We start from the raw sequence: 20528 nt of genomic DNA on the forward strand, positions 1-20528 counted from the left end.
ACCGTGACCAGACCATGACCAACAAGAACCCGGCCACCACCAACAGCAAACCAGCCCCCGCCAGCCCCCGCCAGCCCCCACCTACATGGAAATGACCCCAACCACCCGCAAGACGCCCAAAACCATCCCCACACCAGGACATGCATGGCCAGAAGAGAAGAAATCTACTGGTCGAGGCGGTTTGGAGCAGGCAGCCGGAATGGCCTGGCCGTTAGGTGCCGCAGAAGGTCTGATGGACGAGTTCGTGCGGCTCGGGCGGCTCCGCATAGCGAGCGAATGCAGGCTGATCGTCGAACGGCCTTGCCAGCACCTCCACAAGTTCGTCGAACGGCCCGAAGTCCTGATTTATCGTAGCAGCCTGGATGACCGCCTCCACCCGATGATTGCGCGGAATGAACGCCGGATTGACTGAACGCATGGCGGCCCGGCGTGCCTCACCATCGCCAGACTCGGCCAATAGCCGCTGCCGCCAACGCTGGACCCAACGGTCGAAGGCGGAAGGATCGGCGAAGAGACTGCGCGCGCCCTCGTCGGCCCCTGGATCAGCCGCGGCATCGCACAGACGCCGGAAAGTCAGGGTGAAGTCCGCGCTGTTCTCGGCCATGGCGTCCAGGAGATCCTGCACCAGCTCCTTGTCGCCATCCTGCTCGGTCGAGAGGCCGAGCTTCTGACGGAGCCCCGCCTGATAGGTGCTCTGGAAGCGCGGCCCGAAGCCGTCCAGCGCCGCCTGCGCCTGGGCGACAGCCTCGTTCACATCCTCCACCAGCAGAGGCAGCAAGGTTTCGGCCAGTCTGGCGAGGTTCCATTGGCCGATCCGGGGCTGGTTCGCGTAGGCGTAGCGGCCATGGTAGTCGATGGAACTGAAGACGGTCGCCGGATCGTAGGCATCCATGAAGGCGCACGGACCGTAGTCGATGGTCTCGCCGGCGATCGACATGTTGTCGGTGTTCATCACGCCATGGATGAAGCCGATCAGTAGCCACCGGGCGATCAGATCAGCTTGGCGCGCAATCACCTGCTCCAGGAGCGCGTGGTAGGGCCTGCTGGCCTTGGCAGCCTCGGGGTAGTGCCGCGCAATGACATGATCGGCAAGCTGGCGGATCGCCTCCACGTCCTGGCGGGCGGCGAAATACTGGAACGTGCCTACCCGGATGTGGCTGGATGCGATCCGGGTGAGCACGGCACCGGGCAGAAGGGTTTCCCGCGCGACCGTCTCGCCGGTCAGCGTGGCGGCGAGCGTCCGGGTCGTCGGAAGACCGAGCGCCGCCATGGCCTCGCTCACCACATACTCCCTCAGCACTGGTCCCAATGCTGCACGTCCATCGCCCCGTCGCGAGAACGGCGTGGGTCCGGAACCCTTGAGTTGGATGTCGCGGCGGACACCATCCCGATCGACGACCTCGCCCAGCAGCACGGCTCGGCCATCACCGAGCTGCGGCACGAAGCTGCCGAACTGGTGCCCGGCATAGGCCATCGCAATGGACTGAGCTCCCTCGGGCACTCGCCTGCCAGACAGCATCTCCACCCCTTCCGGACTGGCAAGCCAATCCGGATCGAGGCCAAGTTGCACGGCGAGTTCCCGGTTCAGCCGGATGAGTTGCGGGGCAGCCACGGGCGTGGGTGCGACCGAAGCAAAGAAATGGCCGGGCAACCGCGCGTAGCTGTTGTCGAATGGGAGATGGACGCTCATGGGGCGCGCTTTCCTGGGAGGACAGGTTGCCGGATGCTGTAGGCCGCATACGCCGCAGGGCGCCCGAGGTTCCTGCGAAACGAGTGAATGCTGGCCAGAAGCTGGCCTCCACCGGGTCGCGGGGCGATCTGTCCGTCCGCCGACGGCAATCCGGATCCCCTGCGAGCTTTGCATCTCGGACCAGCTATAATGTCGATGCGGCGCATCCGGCCGGAAGCCAGACAGTCCTCCCCTAGGACGGCATCCCCTGGATCAGATGGAGCGTCTTCCCCTCGCAAAGGTGGCGTCATCGCTGCCGCCGGGCGAGGCGGCCGTGCCTGTGGTGGCCGGTCAATCGAGGAGGCGTACGAGCCGCCTGATCCGCTCATCCAGTGAAGCGACCATCCTGCCTCGTTCCGATTCACCCAGCAGATGATCCATGGCCTCCTGCAACGCGATGCTGAGGCCGCCCTCTAGCTCCACGATCAATGGCCTGATGGCGCGCCGGTCGCCGCGTCGGGCCAAGCCCAGCAGGGCTTCCTGACGTGTGTCGGCATGAGGATCGTCAATGCGGGCCAGAAGGGCAGCACGGATCTCAGGTCCATCCTCACGACTGAGCGTGCCGAGGCCAAGGGTCGCCCAGTCCCGAACATCGTCATCCGGATCGGTCATCAGGGCCATCAGCGCCGGCACGACGTCTGAGCGATCGGTGGCAAACTGGCCAAGAGCGACCGCCAAGGCACGACGCAGGTCAACGCTTGGAAGAGCTACCATTTCCAGGAGGAGCGGCACGGCCCGCGGATCACGCAATCGTGCGAGCGCATGGACGCAGGCGGCCCGTACGTGCTCGCTGGGGTCGAACCGGACAACAGCCGAAAGGACTTCCCAGCTTCGATCGGGGTACCGATGAGCCGGCATCCCGATCTGCCCCAGGATCTCCGCACCACGACTGCGCCGGATGGGGTCCTGGTCTCCCACCAACTTGATGGCCAACTCCAGGACACCTGGTTCGCCCCGCCATTGCAGGTCCACGATGGCGCGGCTGGCCATGTCCCCGTCAGGGTCGAGCACAGCCCGATGCAGGTCCGCCATGCACCGCGGATGATCGCCGAACCTCACCAGATCCGCGCCATCCAGGAGCCAAGGCCACTCTGCGGACGGCTGGGGAAGGCTGGCCGGCCTATGGCCGATGCGGCCCTTCGGACCAGGCGATCGGTCCGAAGCGGCAAATCGCAGGTTTTCGTGAAAACAGGATTGAACGTCAGAGGCCATTATTCGGATGCTTCCGCTATGACGCGCGGATCTGATGGCAAATCGTTATTTCGTTCAGCAAGGTTGGCCGGCACGATGAAACGTCAGGGGCAAGCATGTGCTCCACCCTCTGATGATCATGCACCAGCCCGATAATCTCAGCGCGAGCTGAGCCGGATGCCTCTCGCACCGGATCGCTGCAGCAAGAGTATCGCAGGCGACAGATGACGATAGCTCACGAAATACTTGATGACCCATTCAGACATGCGCGTGAAAATGTGAGAACTGCTTATGTGAAACCGACCATGCATGCCGCCACGAACTTCCGACCACGGATCTTCACCGATAAAAACTGGTGAGATATGCGTAGCGGTTATCCGTCAGCCTGAGCTGGCCCAACATCCGCAGCGAGCAATTCGCAACGCACCAGGGCAACGACAGATCTTATCTCCAGTATGTCACGACGTGCAGCAGCCCAGATAATCGGGCAGCGCCCCCTCCATGCCCGAAGCGGCTGTCCTGGACAAGGAACATTTGTGTAAAATCTGTGTGATCTGCGAGTTCGAGAGAAAGTAGTGTAGGGGTGATACGCATGACGCCTGCAGAAACCGGTCACAGATCGCCGCAGCTCAGCCACCTTGCAGACGGCGCAGATGGAGACGCTGAATCCCGAACATCCGGTAGATGGACCTTGCTACGATGACGACGTCACCGAAGAGACTGGCGCGGCGGGCGTAATGGAGATTGATGTCAATCTTCTCGGGCAGGATCCTGTCGACATAGAGCTTTTCCGGGTCCGCCGCCACGGCGAGCACCCGCTCCTCTTCGAAATAGGCCAGTGACGCCGGGTCCGTGATCCCCGGCATCAGATCCAGTACCTGTTGCTGCGCCGGGGTATACAGGTCGACATAACGCAGCACTTCGGGCCTCGGACCAACGAACGTCATCGTCCCGTCCAGCACGTTCAGGAGTTGCGGCAGTTCGTCCAGCTTGCAGCGCCGCAGGACACGACCGACCCGGGTGATGCGTGGATCGCCCCCGACCGTGAGCAGCGGACCGGGCACGACCCGCATGCTCCGGAACTTCCAGATCCGGAACACGCGGCCGTGGCGGCCAACCCTCGCCTGCCGAAAGAACACAGGACCGGGGTCGTCCAGATAGATGGCACAGGCGATTGCCAGCAGGAGCGGCGACAGCATGACAAGGGCAACAGCCGCGACCGTGGCCCGGGCGAACCAGCGAAGCATTGTCATCAAGGTTGCCCCAGCAACTGCCGTACCGCCGTGACAACCTGCGCAAGGTTGCCATCGCTCATCTTGCTGTAGATCGGCAGGCTCACCATCCGCCGGTAGGCGTCGGTGCTGACGGGGAAGCGCTCGGCTTCCAGCACATAGGAGTCGCGCCAGTAGGGATGCATGTGGAGCGGCACGTAATGGACGCTGGTACCGATCCCCTGGTTGCGCAACGCATCGATCAACTCGTTGCGGGACATCGGCGCGTCGTCCCGCACAAGTATCGGGAACAGATGCCATGCATGCATGTCGCCGGGCGGTGCGGCTGGCGGCAGGTCGACCGGGAGCCCATCGAATGCGTCAAGGTAGGCCCGGGCGATGAACTCGCGCCTGGCGCGCATCTCGTGCATGCGCGCCAGCTGCACCAGCGCCAGCGAGGCGCCGATGTCCGTCAGGTTGTACTTGAAGCCTGGCGCAACGACCTCGTAGTACCATCCACCGCCTTTGCCCTGGTAGCGGTCAAAGACGTCGCGGTTGATCCCATGCAGGCGCATCACCCGGGCGCGTCTGGCGATGGCAGGGTCGCGCGTGACGAGCATGCCGCCCTCCCCGGCTGCGACGGTCTTGGTGGCGTAGAAGCTGAAGACGGTGGCCAGGGTCGGCTGCGCACCGATCAGGATGCCCCCATGCGTGGTTGGCAGCGCGTGAGCCGCATCCTCGATGACTGCCAGTCCATGCCGTTCCGCCAGGGCGATGAGGCGTCGCATGTCGCAGGCCAGTCCAGCGTAGTGCACTGGCATCAGCGCACGCGTACGCGGAGTGATGGCGGCCTCGACCGCCTCCGGATCCATCGTCAGCTGGCCAGGCAGGACGTCGACGAACACAGGCGTCGCACCGAGATAGACGACGACTTCGGCCGTCGCCGTGAAGGTGTGGACAGGCACGATCACCTCGTCGCCAGGACCGATACCTGCAGCCTCGAGGGCGAGATGCAGGCCGGCTGTTGCGGAACTGACCGCGACGGCCTCCACGTCGGAACCCAGCATCGCAGCGAATTCGCGTTCGAAGCGCGCCACTTTCGGCCCGGTGGTAATCCAGCCGGACCGCAGGCACGCCACGACCTCGTCGATCTCGGCAGACGTGATGTCGGGCAAGGCGAAGGGAAGGAAATCGGCCAAAGGTGTCGCCGCGAGGTCGGCCAGGCATCCATGGCGACCGTCTACCGGGCCAGGGCGCATCATGAGATCAGACATCGTCGCCTCGGGATATGGCTGGAATGGAAAGCATGTCGAAGTAGCCGTAGCGGCGGTGCTTGCGCACCTCGACCCGGCTCAGGACAGTCGCAACAGAGCTTGTGGCACTCAGCCGCTCCATCGCCCGCCGTACGGCGCGGTAGTCGGTCCGACCCCAGCGCACGACGAGCAGGACAAGATCGGCGAGGTCGGTGAGGCTGGCAGCGCCGGGCTCGACCAGGACCGGTGCGACGTCGATCAGGATCAGGTCGTACTGGGTGCGAAGCCCAGGCAGGGCTGCGCGCAGGACCGGTGCTAAGACGGGCGGATGATCGTAGGGCTCGGGGTACATCAGGTCGTACCCGGCCGGTCCCGAGCGCCGGAGGATCATGCCGGGCAACGGAGCGGAGCCTGCCGTCGGCCTGACCGCCTCTACCAACGCATGCTCCCGGTCACGGCCCGCTTGCGCACCGGTGGCCTCGGACGCGATCAGCAGGACGCGCGCCCCTTGTCCGTCCGCCGCCATGGCTGCGAGCGCAGAGGCCAAGCTCGACGCTCCTTCTTCCCGAAGGCTCGACGTGACCAGGACGACCTTCGATCGATGAGCCGCGATACTGGCGAGGATGCCTCGAACCGCCCGGCCGAGCAGGGAACCGGGGCGGCTTCGCAGGCTATCTTCCAGCGTGCCTGTTCTAACCCGGATCTCGGGCACCAGACCGATGCAGGTAGCGCCAAGCTTCTCTTCAAGATCGTGCTCGCTGCGCAAGCGAGTGTCGAAGCGATCCAGGGTAAAGGCGAGCATGCAGCCTGCCGTCAGCCCACCGATCAGGCCCAAGAGCGTGAAGGTCGTCAGCGACGGTGACGCCAAGGTGCCAGGAGATGCCGGCGAGATCGCGCGCGCATCCGGTACGAGCAAGGCCAGCTGATCATCCAGGCGCACGCGCTCATCCAGGCGGTCATCCAGTTCCGCACGCTTTCGATCGATCTCTCGGCGCCAGTCGTTCGAGCCAGGCGGACCTGCGACCATGGCGCCTGCTCGCTCAATTTCCGCCGTCAGCCCGTCGATCCGGGTCTGCAGCAGGTCACTGGCGCGTGCGGCCATCCAGCGCTTCTGGGCGAGTTGCTCGTCCAGGTAGCTCGCGATCACCGCGTCGAGAAAGGCCTGCGAGAGCCGTGGATCGCCAGACGTGAACGACAGCGAGACCAGAGCCGACTGTCCGCTCGGCATGGACTGCATGCGGCGCTGGAATGCTTCGATGCGCCGCTCGCGGCCGGCTGCCGATGCATCGGCGAGTTCGGCCGAGCCGCCAGAGCAGGATGTGGCGACGGACCAGCCGAACTCCGTGGTGAGCCGATGAAGGATCCGGTTCCAGACGCCCTCGGCAATGCAAGCTTCTGCCGTTGTGGCCTCGGCTTGGTCCAGGCGAGCCAGGGCGCGCACGATGTTGGCGCGCGAGGCAATGACCCGGCTCTCGGTCTCGACCGTGCCATGCTCTACGGCGACGGGCGGCACTACGCTCGGCAAGGGCGAAGCTTGCCTCGGCGGTACCACCAGCACCATGGCATCGGACGTATACTGGGGAACCGATTTCAAGCCGAGAAAGGCCGCCAGCAGCATGCCCAGGATGGTCGACGCCAGGATCAGGAACTTGCGCCGCCACAAGTTGCCAGCCGCCTGGGCGAATGCCGGCGCGTGAGCATCGGGTAGCCTGCGCCAATCTCTGGACTGGCGGTTGCCGAAGGGCGGCTCCGACTGGTCGGGGAAGGCCGCCAAGCCGACCAAGGGCCGCTCCTTGGTCACCATGACACCGGCCTCTGTTGCCCGGATCGGGCAACATTCTGGGCAAGCCGCTCACACGGCGCACCCGGTGCTCGCCCTCGATCAGAGGCGCGAGACTTAAATTTATAAAATTTCAATATATATTCCACTTTGATGATGCGCTTGATTATCAGCTAAGGAATAATAAATAGTAATATATGTGCATATTCTGAACGTTAAGTAGCAGGTCCTATTCTTGATACCCAGGTATGACTTCTGCGTCCTTGCCGCGCTCTTGATCGTGATGGCCAGCAGTGATGCGCTCGCGCGGACATGGTACGTGGCGCCGGACGGCCTGGACGACGCCGAAGGCACCGAGCAGGCTCCCTTCGCCACGTGGCAGCGTGCGATCGACGAGGCCCTGCCCGGCGACACCATCCTGGTCAGGGCCGGCACCTATGTCGTTCAGGGTACCCAGGGGGTACGAATAGCGAGGAGCGGCCGGCCAGATGCGCCGGTTACCCTGCGCAGCACCGGCGGGCGGGCACTGCTCGACTGCTCCGAGGTTCCAAGCGAGGCAGGCCTTGCCTGCCTGCATCTGCTGGCAGACTGGTGGGTGCTGCGGGAGGTCGACATCACTCGCGCCCGCCAGGGCTTTCGGCATAGTTGGTCGATCGGGGTGCTGATCGAGGACGCTAGCAACAATCGTCTGGATCAGGTCGCGAGCTACGAGAACGAGGGGACCGGCATCCTCGTGACCGGGAGCTCGTCCAACAACAGGCTGGTGAACTGTGATTCCTATCGCAACGTCGATCGGCTCACTCGTCCGCCTGGCGGGGACGCCGACGGCATCGGCTTCAAGTTCCTGCCGCCCTCTGCCCAGGGGAACGAGATCGTCGCTTGCCGGACCTGGGCGAACTCCGATGATGGAGTCGATCTCTGGCACGCGGAGGCTCCCGTCACCATTCGCTCCAGCTGGGCATTCTGGAATGGGTACCTGCCAGGCAGCGCGGTCCCCGCGGGCGACGGTGTCGGCTTCAAGCTCGGCCGCAACGAGACCGGGCCTCGGCACCGGATCATTGGAAGCCTGAGCCTGGAGAACCGCTACGCAGGCTTCGACTCCAATGGTGCCGCCGGTCCGATCGAGGTGCTGGACAGTGCCGCGATCGACAACGGCATGGCTGGATTCGTCTTTCCCGAGCCAGGACATCGACTGAGCGATCTCGCGCTTGCCGGCAACCCGGCCTGGGAGGACCATCAGGAGGAGGATGCCTCTACGGTCCTTCCACCCTCGATTGTCCGCTGCATCGCCGGGTCGCGCGAGATCGATGGACCTCGCAGAACGGATGGATCCCTGCCGCACCTGGGATGCGGCTGGCCGACCTCCTCGGACTGAGGCGGCGGCGCGTCGCGGGTCGCACAGGCAGTTCACCGACCCGCTCCGTCGATGGGCATCGGGCGTCCGACGGCCAGGAGGTCGACAAGTCCGCGCAGATACGCCCAGCCATACACCAGGTGCATTCCCAGGAAGACTGGCGGCAGCTGCAGGACCTGCACGATCGACCGATCGCCCCGGCGGCTCAGGATCGCCCCGGCCAAGCCCGCAGCGAGATGCAGGACCAGGAGCAACGGAAGGATCCAGGCGAGGTCGGGCCAGACCGCGCCCGCGAGCAGCGCCATCCCCAGCGCCACCAGGAAGGCTGGCGGTACCAACTGTCGCCAGGTGGGGATGTGCCCGATCGCACGGGCCGAGAACGGCTTGTGGTAGCCGTAGCGGTAGAGCATCGCGGCGAGACGGCGAAGCGTGGGCCGCGCGAAGTAACCGGCCTGAATGCCCGGATCGAGCAGGACCACACCGCCGTTGCGGCGCAGCCGGGCATTCAGCTCGTCATCTTCGGCATAGGGAAGATCGGTACGGAAGCCACCTGCCGCCACCAGCACATCCCGGCGCCAGCAGCCGAACGGTACCGTGTCGACCGGCATGGGCTCGCGCCCGCCGGTGCGGAACCGGGCGTTTCCCACGCCGAACGGGTGGGAGAGTGCGGCCGCGATCGTTCGGGCGACCATGGTCGGCGCGCCCGGAAGGGTCCGGCAGGCCGGACCGACATTGGCGGCTCGGCTCTGCTGCAACCGCTGGATGCACTGCCTGACATAGCTGGACGGATATGTTGCATGGGCGTCCAGTCGGACAATGATCTCGCCCCTGGCTGCTGAGATTCCGATGTTCATGGCGAATGCAGGCAGACGGTCGGGGTTGTCCCGCAGCGAGAGACACGGATGCATCTGTGCGAAGCCGCCGACGATCGAAGGTGTCCCGTCATCGCTCATACCATCGACGACGATGACTTCGAACCGGCCTGGCGGATAGTCGGTGGCGAGGACGGTCCGAAGACAGTCGGCAATGTGGTCCCGTTCGTTGAACGTCGGGATGACGATCGTCACGGTCGGCAGGTCGCACCGAGCGGGGCTGGTCTCCACCACAGACGGCAGTTGGATGCTCATGCCGCCCATTGCGGCGTCCCCTGCGGCTGGCGCACGAGTCTCCCGTAGAGACTCGCGTAGCGCTCGATCATCGACGACAGAGAAAACTGCTCGATTACACGTGCGCGCGCCCTTGCACCCAATTCCACCCGCTCGGCCGGTCCGAGCGAAAAGACCGCGTCGATTGCCGAGGCGAGCGCCGGATCGTCGCCAGGGGGCACGAGGAGGCCATGGTCACCGAGCAGCAGGCCGCAGTCGCCGATATCTGTGGCGATTGACGGGACACCGGTAGCCATGGCTTCGCCCAGGACCAGCGGGAACGCCTCGCCCCAGATCGACGGCAGCACGAACAGGTCGAGCGCGTTCATCAGCTGTGGGACGTCGCTGCGTGCTCCCAGGAGGCTGACCCGGCCACGCAAGCCCGCCTCCTCGATCATCGCGAGCAGCGCCGCGTTGTCCTTGTCGATACCGCTTCCTGCGAGAACGAGATGCGGGGGCATCCTCTTGCTGGCCGACTGGCAAGCGAGCGCCCGCAGGAGACGGTCATGTCCCTTCATCGGGTCCCAGCGTGCGAAGCAGCCGACCAGCGGGGTCGAGGCATCGAGACCGAGCGCGACACGCACAAGATGGCGCGCACGCTCGTCCGGCCGAAAGCGTCCGACGTCGATGCCGTTCGAGATGACGGCTGTCCGGTCGGCACGGTAGCCCCGCTGCTCGTGCTGGCGGGCACTCGCGGCTGAGACATAGACGATGGCACCGCAGAGCCCGGAGAACAGCGCCCCTCCCCGCATCGCAAGACGCGTGAGAAGGCGATAGTCCGGTGCCGGCTCAAGCGTATTGTGGATGCTCCAGACGAGCGGACAGGCGTGCACGGCCAATAACCTGCCCAGAGCCGCTGCCGCATTGCCATGATACATCCAGCCCTGAATCAGGTCGGGGCTGGCGCGGCGGATGGCGTCGCGCACTCGGATGGCGTCGGACAGGGCGAGCCGTCCCCTGGACATGTCGAGCGACAGCACGGCGGCACCGGCCGCCTTGAGTTCCGTACGCATGTGGCTCGGAGTGGTGAGCGAGATGACGGTGTTATGATGTCCCTCGGCCTGGAGACCGCGCACGAGGTTCAGCAGGACGAATTCGGCGCCACCTACCCCGATCCCGTCGAGGACGTGCACGATCCGCATCGACGGGTCAGACGCCACGGGCATCACCTCGGTTCCCCTCGGGTGCACTCAGTGCCAGTGCCATGGCCAACGCCATGAGCGTGCTCTTGCTGTCGATGACCGTGTGGCTGAACAGGCCGCCGATGAGCATGATGACCGCGACGGCCAGCAGGAGCGGTGACCTGCGTGCCCAGGCGGCGATCAGTGCGGACCCCGGGATCAGGAGATAGAGAACCAGGCCCACCATCCCCAGGTCGATCCATTCGCGCAGGTAGATGTTGTGGGGGCCAAGCCCGAACGGCGCGCCTGGCTTCGCGAAACCCAGCGCGTAGCCGGTTCCCTGCCCCACCAGGGGTTCCTGCAGGGCGATCTGCAGGAAGTACCGCAACAGGGCCGGGCGGTAGTCATCCGCCAGCACGTCCGTTCGCATCAGTAGCTGGTCGATCCGCCGTTCGACCTCGGGCATCCTTGCGATGTCCAGGCTGGCCACCAGGTCCGCGAAAACGATCATCAGGCTCACCGCTGCCGCCACGAACGCGGCGATCAGCAGCAGCGTATGGAACGGGCGCCTGCGGCCCGCCGCCAGTACGTAGATGCCTGCCAGGACGGCCCACATCATCAGGCCACTGCGCGACAAGGTGAGCATCACGAGCATGAAACCGGCAACCATGAGGACGATGCTGCCCGCCCGGAACCGGTCGTACCGCAGGCAGAACGGCAGGATCATCAGCAAGGTGGCGGCGGTGACGTTGGCGTCGGTCGTGAGCCCGGCCGGGCGATAGGAGCGGACCGAAAAGGTGCCGGGAAAGATCAGGTCTGCGATGACCGAGGCGCCGAGCACCAGGAACGCAAACGTGGCGCCCCGCCGCACGACCGTGCTGTCATCGGGCGCGACTGCCAAGGCCATTCCGAACAGCAAGACGACGAGATGGTAGATCGGAAACAGGCGCGTCACGTCGTCGTCGTTGTCGATCAGCGACTGGCCGGACAGGCAGACCAGATGCCAGAGCGTCCAGGCCAGGAAGAGCCACAGCACCAGACCGTTGCGCCGCCAGGCAGACAGGGCCCGTCCGACCATCTCGTCCGACCGGGGCGCGCACAGCACGACCAGGACGTAGGGAAGCGCGATCGTCGGAAAGACCAGGAAGCCCAGCCTGCCATAGGCTCCAAGGTTCCCGAGATACTGGTCGAGCTGGGTCATCAGCAGGACGAGCGACACCATCACGTAGGCTGAGACCAACGAGATGGGCTCGTGCACCCGATGGGCCGACACAGGCATGGCAGTGCCGGTCATGGATGCAGGTCCAGATAATGTTGTGCTGCCGCCCGGTAGTCGAAGCGTTCGAGGCACCGAGGGCCGGGCCGGTTCTCCCGGTCGGCTACCATCCCCAGGATCGCGTCCGCCAATGCTCCCGCGGCTCCGACCGGCACCAGCTTCGTTCCCGGGACGTCGGCCAGCGTCTCCGCCGGGCCGCTTGGGCAGTCGGTCGACACGATCCTGGCGCCGCACGCCAGTGCCTCGACGAGCACCACCGGCGAGCCTTCGTACCGCGAGGAGAGGACGAACAGATCGCACGCGGCCATGTACGCGTAGGGATTAGCCGCGAACCCCGGCATGTCGACGACGGCCCTTAGCCCCAGTTCGTCGCGCAGTGCTTCCAGCTCCGCGCGCTGCTCCCCCTCGCCCAGGATGATCAGCCGGACATCGCGTGCCCGGCGCACCCGTTCCATCGCGCGCAGCAAGGTCGGATAGTCCTTTTGTGCGGTCAGGCGCCCGCAGGCGAGCAGGACCGGTGCCTTCCGGCCGACGAGCCAGGGGTGTGCTGCTGGCTCGTCGGCCCGCACCTGCAGTTCCGGCACGAGCACTGGATTGGGGATCACGACGAGCTTGCCAGCATCAAGGGCGAACACCCGTTGGGAATCGGCCGCCACGCCGTCCGACACGGCCACCACGGCTCGGGCAGTCCGGTAGAGCCAACGCAGCAGCCTGATTCTCATGACGCCACGCCAGCCTTCGTTCCGGCCGATGCGCAAGGAGGGTGTATTATGGATGCCGCACACGATTTCGGACGGCGACAGGGCTAAGAACCGCGCGGTCAGCGCCACGAGGTTGGCGTCGTCCATCGCCGAGTAGACCCGCCATGGACGCTCGCGGCGCAGATAGCGGGCAAGCTGCAGGGCCGCCTGCCAAGTGCGGGTCGACCCGAGCACCACCTTGCGGACGCCGGCCGGCACAAGGTCGCGATAGGCCCCCTCGTCATGGACGACCACCAGCGTAGTCGGATGCCCGGCCTCGGCGAATCCCCGTGCCAGGTTCAGCATCGCGCGCTCGGCACCGCCGCCGGCGAGGGTCGGCAGGAAGATGGTGACGTCCCTGGCCGCGACCACGGCTGCTGATAGCGGCGGCGGTGTCCTCCCGAAGGGCAGGGCGAGGACACCCAGCTTCCGCTGCGCCACCAAGAACAGGCCGATGTTCCAGGCGACTGTGGATGCGCCGGTCGCCAAGGCTGCACCGTCGATCCCGGCATAAGGGATCAGGAGCAGGTTCGAGACCAGCGCCAGCAGGCAGCCCGCGATCAGCACGGCTGTCGCGTGCCGCTCGCAGCCACGCATGGAGAGCGCTGCGCCCGACATGCTGAAGGAGGACGCGATCATGGTCGCAAGCGTAAGGACCCGCAGGGCGAACGCACCGGTGACGAACTCCCCGCCGAACACGCGCAGGATCGGCTCGGCGAGGACGAGGACCGGAAGGCCCGCGGCCAGGTTGACGAAGAACGCAAAGCGCGCACCTCCGCGCAGTACCGACTGGAGGCTGGCCGAATCCTGCTGGCCGCTGCGCCTCGCCAGTACAGGTTGGATGGTGGCGACGGCCGCGATATTCGCGAATGCCAGCACGGAGGCGATCCGCGTCACGGCGGTGTAGACGCCCAGGGAAGATGCGTCCGTCAGGTAGCCCAGCAGAAGCACGTCGACCTGCTGGGTGAGGTAGAGCGCGAGCGTGCCCAGCCCCAGGGCGATACCCACCTTGCGCCACTGCGGATCGGCTGGAAGCCTTTCGGTGCCGGCCGGCCCGAGACGTATCCACGAGGCCAACAGGCCCGCCGCGGCGGTCAGTGCGATGGCAACAGCATTGCTGCCGACCGCGGCCATGGCGCCTTGCCGGTCAGAACCGGCCTGGAGCAGCAGGAGGAAGACCAATCCCATCAGGATCGGGCGGATCAGGCGGTTCGGCAGATTTGCCCAGCTCTGTGCCCCGAGTGCGCGAAGAACGTTTTCTGCCAGATTGCCGCCCACGATGATCGGGACGCAGAGGCCCGCCAGCATGAAGGCGGCAGCCCGCTCGGGATCCTCCTTGCCTGCCATCCAGCCCATGGCGGCAAGCGCCGCGCCCGCGATCAGGGCGACCGTGCCGATCCGCGAGAACGTCCAGAGGACCACCCGGCGGACCAAGGCCCTGCATCCGCGGCCGTGATAGTCGCTGACGAAGCGGACCAGCATCCGGTCCCCGCCCCACGCAGCGACCAGCGCCAGCAGGTTGGCCAGCGTGAAGGCGTAGGAGTAGAGGCCATAGGAAGCGGGCCCGATGTTCCGTGCGACCACGGCCTGGACCGCGAAGCTCGCCGCCTGCCCGGCCAGGATCGCCAGGAACAGCGCAGTGCTGCGGGTGAACAAAGATGGCGGGATGCCGATCTGCTCGACTGATCGGCGCAGGACCGCGGCGAGCGGCAGCCGCTCCGCTGGCGATGTGGCGAAGAATCCGCTCATGGCAGGAGCGACAGATAGGCAGCGGCGGCCGTGCGATAGTCGAACCGCGCCAGCCTTGTCGCGACGCATCCGGCCCGACCCGAGCGGAGCGCTCTGGCCATGGCATCGGCCAGCCCCGCCACATCGCCGACCGGCACGAGGCAGGTCGCCGCCTCATCCTCCAGTATCTCCCGTGGGCCGCTGGGGCAATCGGTGGCGACCACAGGTGCGCCGCAGGCAAGTGCCTGGACCAGGACGTTGGGCGAACCCTCGAACCGGGACGACAGCACGAACAGGTCGCAGCGGGCCATGTAGCGGAACGGGTTCGGGTCGAAGCCCGGCAGGCTGACCGAGCCCGCGATGCCGAGATCAGCGGCGAGGGCCTCGATCACGGAACGATCTTCGCCTTCGCCCAGGATCAACAGCCGTACATCCTGCTCCCGGCGCAATCTCGCGAAGGCCCGGACGAGGGTGACGTAATCCTTCTGCCCGGTGAGCCTTCCGCATGCCAGGATCACGGGCGGCGCGCCATCCGCGAACCAGGGGTGCGAAATCCGGGCACTGGCCAAGCGGTCGAGATCCGGGGTCAGCACGGGATTGGGGATCACCACGACTTGGTCGGGCCGCAGGCCCAGCAGGCCGCATGCGTCCTTGGCTACACCCGCCGATACCGCGACCAAATGCCGGGCCGCCGCATACATCGGCCGGCTCAGCGCCAGGATGATGCGCTCCTTGAAGTCGGCCCGTGCCGAAATTTCCTCGGAGCGCGTGTTGCGGAGCCCTGGGACCACCTCGACACCGGTGCCTGACAGGCGGCCTGCCAGGAGTGCTACCAGGTTCGCATGATCGAGCGCGCTGAACAGGACGCGCGGGCGGCGCAGGCGAAGGTAGCGGACCAGTGCCGGCAGGGCGGAGAGCGTCCGTCGCGCCCCGAGATCAACGAACCGCACACCGCCTTCGACCTCGTCCCGATAGGGACCGAGCCCCGATGCGACCACGAGGTCGACCTCGTGCCCGGCCTCGCGGATACCCTTGGCGAGATTGAGCATGGCCCGCTCCGCTCCGCCCCCTTCGAGCGAAGGCAGGAAGATTCCGACCGACATGGCGGTATTCATGCGGCCAAGGTCCGCGGCTGATCCGCAACGCTGGTCTGGCTGCCATAGCCTGGCACCAGGATCGCAAGCTCGCGGCGCACGGCGTCGACCTCGCCGCGCATGCAGGCCAGGGCGATCCGTTCGACGCAGGCGTCCAGCAGCTTGCGCGGCGGGATGGCGGACGTTGCCGACATCACGCCATCGATCAGCTCGCCGAGCTTCGTCTCGTTCGTGTCGAACAGTTCCTCGAAGAGCTTCTCGCCGGGGCGGAGCCCCGTGAACGCGATGTCGATATGCCGGTAGGGCTCGAGCCCGGCCAGACGGATCATCCGCTCGGCAAGCGCCACGATGCTCACGGGCTCGCCCATGTCGAGGACATGGATCATTCCGCGGCGGGCATCCGAACGCAGCGTCGCCGAAGCGGCGTGGAGCACGAGCATGACGGCCTCGTCGATCGTCATGAGGAAGCGGGTCATGGCTGGATGCGTCACCGTCACCGGGCCACCGCGGGCGATCTGGTCCTTGAAGATTGGAACGACTGATCCACTCGATCCGAGAACATTGCCGAACCGGACGGTGAGGTAGCGCGTCGAGCCGGCATCGGCCGTAAGGTCCGCCACTTGGCAGCAATACTCGGCGACGCGCTTGGATGCGCCCATCACGCCGGTCGGGTTGACCGCCTTGTCCGTTGAAACCTGCACCATCGCACGCACGCCGACGGCACGGCAGGCATTGATGACATTCTGGGTGCCGATGATGTTGGTGAAGGCACCGTCGCACGGATTCGCTTCCACCATCGGCACATGCTTGAGGGCAGCGGCGTGGAACACGATGTCCGGGTTCTCCGCACGGAATACGGCCGTAAGCGCATGGCGCAAACGGACGTCGACGGTCGAGAGCCGGTAGCAGAGGTTGGGAAAGTTGCGTTTGAGCTCACGCTCAAGCTGAAAGAGTCCGGCCTCGCTGTGATCCAGCAGGATGAGCCGTACGGGCCGGCAAGCCGCCACCTGGCGCACGATCTCGCTGCCGATGCTGCCGGCGGCCCCGGTCACCACGATCCGGCGTTCCTGGATCATGCTTTCGACCGCGCCGGCAGGAAAATGACGTTCCGGACGCTCCAGCAATGTATTCGTGGCAAATGTCCTGAGCGGCAGCCTACCCGCCGCCACCGGCGCAAGGCTCTCGTCCGGCGATGATGCAAACTGGACGTCCCAGTCCTGATCGGCGGCGATCCGGCGCAGTCCGACGAGTTCGGCGTGGGAGAGCGGCTCGGTGACGATGATCGTGCTCGCGCCGGACCTGGCCAGGTTCTTCCCGGTGCCATGGCCGTCCAGCAGGTCGCCCAACTCCGCGACGACCGGCACCCCATCCAGGCATCTGCCAGCGTCGTCGCCGCCCAGGGTGATCAGACCACGCACGTCCAAGCTCTGGCCACCCGATCCCTGGAGGGCACGCAGGTAGGCGGCCGAAGCGTGGATGGATCCGACCAGCAGGGCCGGCCGCGGCATGCTTGCAGCCAAGCCCTTCGCCGAGGACCGCTCGCGGGTGAAGCGATAGATCAGCCGGATGCTCAACAGCAGGCAGGTAGCCGCGATCAATTCGGGGAAAGCGATCCTCATTACGAGGTAGGTCGGCCAGATCGTGAGCAAGATGAGCACTGCGACGGCCCAGGCAACAAAGACAAGCCGAAGTAGCCTGACCACTTGCAGGCCGGACATGAGGCGCCAGAAGCTACGATGAGACGGGTCAAAGAAAGCACACACCGCGAAGCTCAAGGCCATCAAGCCGATCGCAGTTGTAAGCTGAATGCCTGTCAGGAGTTCGCCAGTGGTTTCGACAGCTTCCACCAGTCGGATCGCGCATAGAGTAGCTAGGGCAATAAGTAATGCGTCGATAAAATAGATGACGGCATAGCGCTTGTTATTGTTCAGCCATGAAGGATCGGCTGCATGAAACGCAGACATATACGAGGCGAGCATCATCGCCCTCCAGAAAATGAGCGTGAAGCAATTCAGGATCTTTAGGCAACCTACAACGAATGAGATATGTCAAATTTCGCCTAGAAAGCGAACTCAATAAATATGAGACGCGTTGTAGATGAAAATTTCCCCGAGTCAACGCGAAAGAAAGGTAAATTGTTCGCGCAATCAGGGGAAATCACCGGGAATGCAGTAGTTGAGAGTGGTCATACCTTGTCGCTTGAAAATGAGCTTCCGTATTCGTGCATGCGCAATCTCCCACTTTGGAAGCGAGAATGTCATGTTCAGATCAGCAGTCAGTTACATCGAATCACATCAGGCATTGTGACAACTTGTCGCCTTCTTGATGAACCACATGTCTGCCAGTGGTTACTGCCAGAATGCGAAGGGATACGGCTGCTGTGGCTTTTTTTCTAAAGGCTTTCTAGCTGTTGTTCTTGTTGTCAATCTCAGCGGGTAGAAGTCCTCCATCCTGCCTCTCGCCAATCGACAGCTGTCCTTTTTCAGCGAAGATCCGAGCATTTCATCGGCCGCCACAGTCGTCTCCTCGAAAATCAGCAAAATCGAGAAGCGAAAGACGAAACTGTGATGCTCCGGGCTCTTCTTGTCATATTATCAATTAGCTGTGCATCTGCCGCACAGGCCAAGACTTGGCATGTGGCGATCGCCGGAAATGACGATTACAGCGGCTCATGGGATCTTCCGTTCGCCACATGGCAACGTGCCGTCAGCGCGGCTGCGCCTGGGGATACGATCCTCCTGCAGCCTGGACGATACAAGGTGGAGGCGTCACGCAGCTACGGCGCAAGGATCACCCGGAGCGGCAGAAAATCGGCGCCCATCACGATGCGTGGCGATGGTGGCACCGCCATCCTGGACTGCTCTGGGATGAGCTATCGGACCGGAGTGTACTGCCTGGATCTTCGAGCCAGCTGGTGGCGGATCGCTGACATCGCCGTCACCGGTGCAAGGCAGATCGACGAGACGAGCTGGTCGCTGGGCATCCTGGTCAAGGACGGCTCGAACAACGTGCTGGACGGCGTTGTGAGCCACGGCCACGCAGGCGTGGGGATCCGCATCGAGGGAAATGCGAACCACAACCTGCTCCAGAATTGTGACGTCCACCACAATTTCGACGACAAGACCCGTCCGACGGCAGGCGCCCATGCGGATGGCATCGGCGTCGGCGTGCCAGCCGGCTTGAACGGCAATCGGATCGTCGGCTGTCGGACCTGGGCAAACTCGGACGACGGCGTCGACCTGTGGATGTCCGAAGGACGCGTCAGCATTTCCGGATCCTGGTCGTTCTGGAACGGGTTCGTACCGGATTCATCCATGGAGGCCGGTGATGGTGTGGGGTTCAAGCTGGGACGCAATACAGCCGGTCCAAGGCATTCCGTGACGCAGAACCTCGCCTTCGGGAACCGGTATACGGGCTTCGACTCCAACGGAGCTGCGGGCGCGATGAACATCTACAACAACGTGGCGATGAACAACGGCCTGGCCAACTTCGTGTTCAGCGAAAAGCTGTCCCATGCGTTGCGCAACAATATCGCCTACGGGCCTGTTCCCAACTGGCTGAGCGGCAGTATCTCGGCATCGCACAACTCCTGGAACCTCCTTCCCAGCGGGGTTGTGGCCGAAGACTTCCAGAGCGTCTCCTCAGCCGGCGTGACGCAGGACAGGGAAGCAGATGGCTCGTTGCCTTCCCTTCCCTTCCTGAAGCTCGATCCCGGCAACCTCCGGATGATCGATCGTGGTGTGGACGTGGGACTGCCCTATGTCGGCAGCGCACCCGACCTCGGTGCCTACGAGTACGAGCCGACGTCATGACGCCCGGTGCCGGCTTTGCGGCAGGATGAGCTTGACGAATACGTCCAGGCACCTTCCCTCCTGGTCTCGTGTAAAGCCCGTCGGAGCAGTAGAAATGACATCCACGACCCTGGATACAGCCGGCGGTGGCGCGCAGCGTCGGCTGGATCCGAGCAAGGTCGCGTATCAGCGCCCCCAGCCGGCCGGCATGGTGCCGGATATCTTCCTTGCCGGCGCCCTGGCGCTGGATGACGACCCGAGCTGGGTCCCACAGGCAAAGGACGTCTGGTTCAAGCCGCTGGTGCTGAACGTCACCCAGGGCTTCTATGTCAATATCCTCAAGGTGCAGAAGTCGGGTGTCTTGTCCCGTCACCGCCATTTCGGTCCGGTCCATGCTTTTACCTTGCGCGGGTCCTGGCACTATCTTGAGCACGACTGGGTCGCCCGGGCAGGGGACTATGTATTCGAACCGCCCGGCGAGACCCATACGCTGGTGGTGCCCGAGGATGCGGAAGGCATGATCACCCTGTTCCACGTCACGGGTGGTTACAGCTATGTCGATCCGCAGGGAGAAGCCCTGGGCTACGAGGATGTCTTCACCAAGCTCGAGGCAGCACGCAGGCACTTCGAGGCAATCGGCCTTGGCAGCGGCCACGTCGATCAGTTCGTCCGCTGATCCGAGAGGCGCCATTCCTTGGCAGCGGTCGTCAAACAGCGCAGCGATCCGGCAGGCAGCTTCACCCGCAATAGGGCGATACAGCTTCTTTGGCATCAAGATCCATCCCTGCAATGGCGGCGGTCAGGAGACCACAGCGGGGCTGGGACCTGATCCGCACGGCCATCCTGTGTCAGCGCCGACATTGGGGAGAGCATCGCTGCCGACGCTCTGATCTGGGGTGACGAGGCGTCGGTACTGGCCTTCAAGGCCCGCGAGGCGATTGGCAGACGAGAGGCCCTGTCCGAGATCGGCATCACTGTACCGGTCCACAATGATGAGACACCGATGTGCGCTCACGCGGCCATGTGCATCTGACCAAGCTGGCCGGCTCGAACCTGGGCGGGTGTCCGGTAGCCGTGCCGCTCGACGATCCAGCTCCGGTTGTAGGTCTGCTGGA

The 20528-nt window shown here is 64.7% G+C and carries 14 protein-coding genes; 3 read left to right on the plus strand and 11 right to left on the minus strand.

Features of this window, described 5'->3' with window-relative positions; translation table 11 throughout:
* Positions 1-211: 211 nt before the first annotated feature.
* The 5 genes from VHL31_RS10315 to VHL31_RS10335 all read right to left on the minus strand — a co-directional run bounded on the left by VHL31_RS10315 (position 212) and on the right by VHL31_RS10335 (position 7188).
* Complete coding sequence (locus tag VHL31_RS10315; protein ID WP_329661123.1) at positions 212-1690, minus strand: protein adenylyltransferase SelO; 1479 nt, start codon at positions 1688-1690, stop codon at positions 212-214.
* A 330-nt stretch (positions 1691-2020) separates the two neighbouring features.
* Positions 2021-2761, minus strand: a complete 741-nt coding sequence (locus tag VHL31_RS10320) for a HEAT repeat domain-containing protein (protein ID WP_329661124.1) — start codon at positions 2759-2761, stop codon at positions 2021-2023.
* A 788-nt stretch (positions 2762-3549) separates the two neighbouring features.
* Positions 3550-4173, minus strand: coding sequence for a sugar transferase (locus VHL31_RS10325; protein ID WP_329661125.1), 624 nt, complete (start codon positions 4171-4173; stop codon positions 3550-3552).
* Positions 4173-5405: a DegT/DnrJ/EryC1/StrS family aminotransferase gene (locus VHL31_RS10330; protein WP_329661126.1), complete on the minus strand. Its 1233-nt coding sequence runs from the start codon at positions 5403-5405 to the stop codon at positions 4173-4175. Before VHL31_RS10330 ends, VHL31_RS10325 begins: the two co-directional genes overlap by 1 nt.
* Complete coding sequence (locus VHL31_RS10335; RefSeq protein ID WP_329661127.1) at positions 5398-7188, minus strand: Wzz/FepE/Etk N-terminal domain-containing protein; 1791 nt, start codon at positions 7186-7188, stop codon at positions 5398-5400. Before VHL31_RS10335 ends, VHL31_RS10330 begins: the two co-directional genes overlap by 8 nt.
* Before the next feature lie 211 nt (positions 7189-7399).
* Between VHL31_RS10335 and VHL31_RS10340 the strand changes: the two genes are divergently transcribed.
* Positions 7400-8539, plus strand: coding sequence for a right-handed parallel beta-helix repeat-containing protein (locus VHL31_RS10340; protein ID WP_329661128.1), 1140 nt, complete (start codon positions 7400-7402; stop codon positions 8537-8539).
* A 32-nt stretch (positions 8540-8571) separates the two neighbouring features.
* Here the strand turns inward: VHL31_RS10340 and VHL31_RS10345 are convergent, their stop codons facing one another.
* The 6 genes from VHL31_RS10345 to VHL31_RS10370 are packed head-to-tail and all read right to left on the minus strand — an operon-like array spanning position 8572 to position 17271.
* Entirely contained in the window at positions 8572-9645 is a 1074-nt protein-coding gene (locus tag VHL31_RS10345) for a glycosyltransferase family 2 protein (protein ID WP_329661129.1), read from the minus strand.
* Complete coding sequence (locus VHL31_RS10350; protein ID WP_329661130.1) at positions 9642-10829, minus strand: glycosyltransferase; 1188 nt, start codon at positions 10827-10829, stop codon at positions 9642-9644. The genes VHL31_RS10345 and VHL31_RS10350 overlap by 4 nt, the downstream gene beginning before the upstream one ends.
* Positions 10813-12078, minus strand: coding sequence for an O-antigen ligase family protein (locus VHL31_RS10355; RefSeq protein ID WP_329661131.1), 1266 nt, complete (start codon positions 12076-12078; stop codon positions 10813-10815). The genes VHL31_RS10350 and VHL31_RS10355 overlap by 17 nt, the downstream gene beginning before the upstream one ends.
* Positions 12075-14549 (minus strand): glycosyltransferase, encoded by a 2475-nt coding sequence (locus tag VHL31_RS10360; RefSeq protein ID WP_329661132.1) that lies wholly within the window; start codon positions 14547-14549, stop codon positions 12075-12077. Before VHL31_RS10360 ends, VHL31_RS10355 begins: the two co-directional genes overlap by 4 nt.
* Positions 14546-15631 carry a glycosyltransferase gene (locus VHL31_RS10365; protein WP_329661133.1) on the minus strand — a complete coding sequence of 362 codons (1086 nt, stop codon included), beginning with the start codon at positions 15629-15631 and terminating at the stop codon, positions 14546-14548. The genes VHL31_RS10360 and VHL31_RS10365 overlap by 4 nt, the downstream gene beginning before the upstream one ends.
* An 8-nt stretch (positions 15632-15639) precedes the next feature.
* Positions 15640-17271 carry a polysaccharide biosynthesis protein gene (locus tag VHL31_RS10370; RefSeq protein ID WP_329661134.1) on the minus strand — a complete coding sequence of 544 codons (1632 nt, stop codon included), beginning with the start codon at positions 17269-17271 and terminating at the stop codon, positions 15640-15642.
* Positions 17272-18189: 918 nt separating this feature from the next.
* Between VHL31_RS10370 and VHL31_RS10375 the strand changes: the two genes are divergently transcribed.
* Together VHL31_RS10375 and VHL31_RS10380 are read left to right on the plus strand one after the other, a co-directional pair.
* Positions 18190-19434 carry a right-handed parallel beta-helix repeat-containing protein gene (locus tag VHL31_RS10375; RefSeq protein WP_414653695.1) on the plus strand — a complete coding sequence of 415 codons (1245 nt, stop codon included), beginning with the start codon at positions 18190-18192 and terminating at the stop codon, positions 19432-19434.
* 94 nt (positions 19435-19528) lie between these two features.
* A complete protein-coding gene (locus tag VHL31_RS10380) occupies positions 19529-20089 on the plus strand; it encodes a 2,4'-dihydroxyacetophenone dioxygenase family protein (protein WP_329661136.1) in 561 nt (186 codons plus the stop codon).
* Positions 20090-20528 lie beyond the last annotated feature (439 nt).

This window comes from Geminicoccus sp. (genome assembly GCF_036263595.1).
In the GTDB taxonomy this organism is placed as follows: Bacteria; Pseudomonadota; Alphaproteobacteria; order Geminicoccales; family Geminicoccaceae; genus Geminicoccus.

Coding starts and splice junctions, on each gene's coding strand:
- VHL31_RS10325 (WP_329661125.1), bottom strand. CDS start 4,173: ATGACAATGCTTCGCTGGTTCGCCCGGGCCACGGTCGCGGCTGTTGCC.
- VHL31_RS10350 (WP_329661130.1), bottom strand. CDS start 10,829: ATGCCCGTGGCGTCTGACCCGTCGATGCGGATCGTGCACGTCCTCGAC.
- VHL31_RS10365 (WP_329661133.1), bottom strand. CDS start 15,631: ATGTCGGTCGGAATCTTCCTGCCTTCGCTCGAAGGGGGCGGAGCGGAG.
- VHL31_RS10360 (WP_329661132.1), bottom strand. CDS start 14,549: ATGAGCGGATTCTTCGCCACATCGCCAGCGGAGCGGCTGCCGCTCGCC.
- VHL31_RS10345 (WP_329661129.1), bottom strand. CDS start 9,645: ATGAGCATCCAACTGCCGTCTGTGGTGGAGACCAGCCCCGCTCGGTGC.
- VHL31_RS10335 (WP_329661127.1), bottom strand. CDS start 7,188: ATGGTGACCAAGGAGCGGCCCTTGGTCGGCTTGGCGGCCTTCCCCGAC.
- VHL31_RS10315 (WP_329661123.1), bottom strand. CDS start 1,690: ATGAGCGTCCATCTCCCATTCGACAACAGCTACGCGCGGTTGCCCGGC.
- VHL31_RS10330 (WP_329661126.1), bottom strand. CDS start 5,405: ATGTCTGATCTCATGATGCGCCCTGGCCCGGTAGACGGTCGCCATGGA.
- VHL31_RS10320 (WP_329661124.1), bottom strand. CDS start 2,761: ATGGCGGACCTGCATCGGGCTGTGCTCGACCCTGACGGGGACATGGCC.
- VHL31_RS10375 (WP_414653695.1), top strand. CDS start 18,190: ATGCTCCGGGCTCTTCTTGTCATATTATCAATTAGCTGTGCATCTGCC.
- VHL31_RS10380 (WP_329661136.1), top strand. CDS start 19,529: ATGACATCCACGACCCTGGATACAGCCGGCGGTGGCGCGCAGCGTCGG.
- VHL31_RS10355 (WP_329661131.1), bottom strand. CDS start 12,078: ATGACCGGCACTGCCATGCCTGTGTCGGCCCATCGGGTGCACGAGCCC.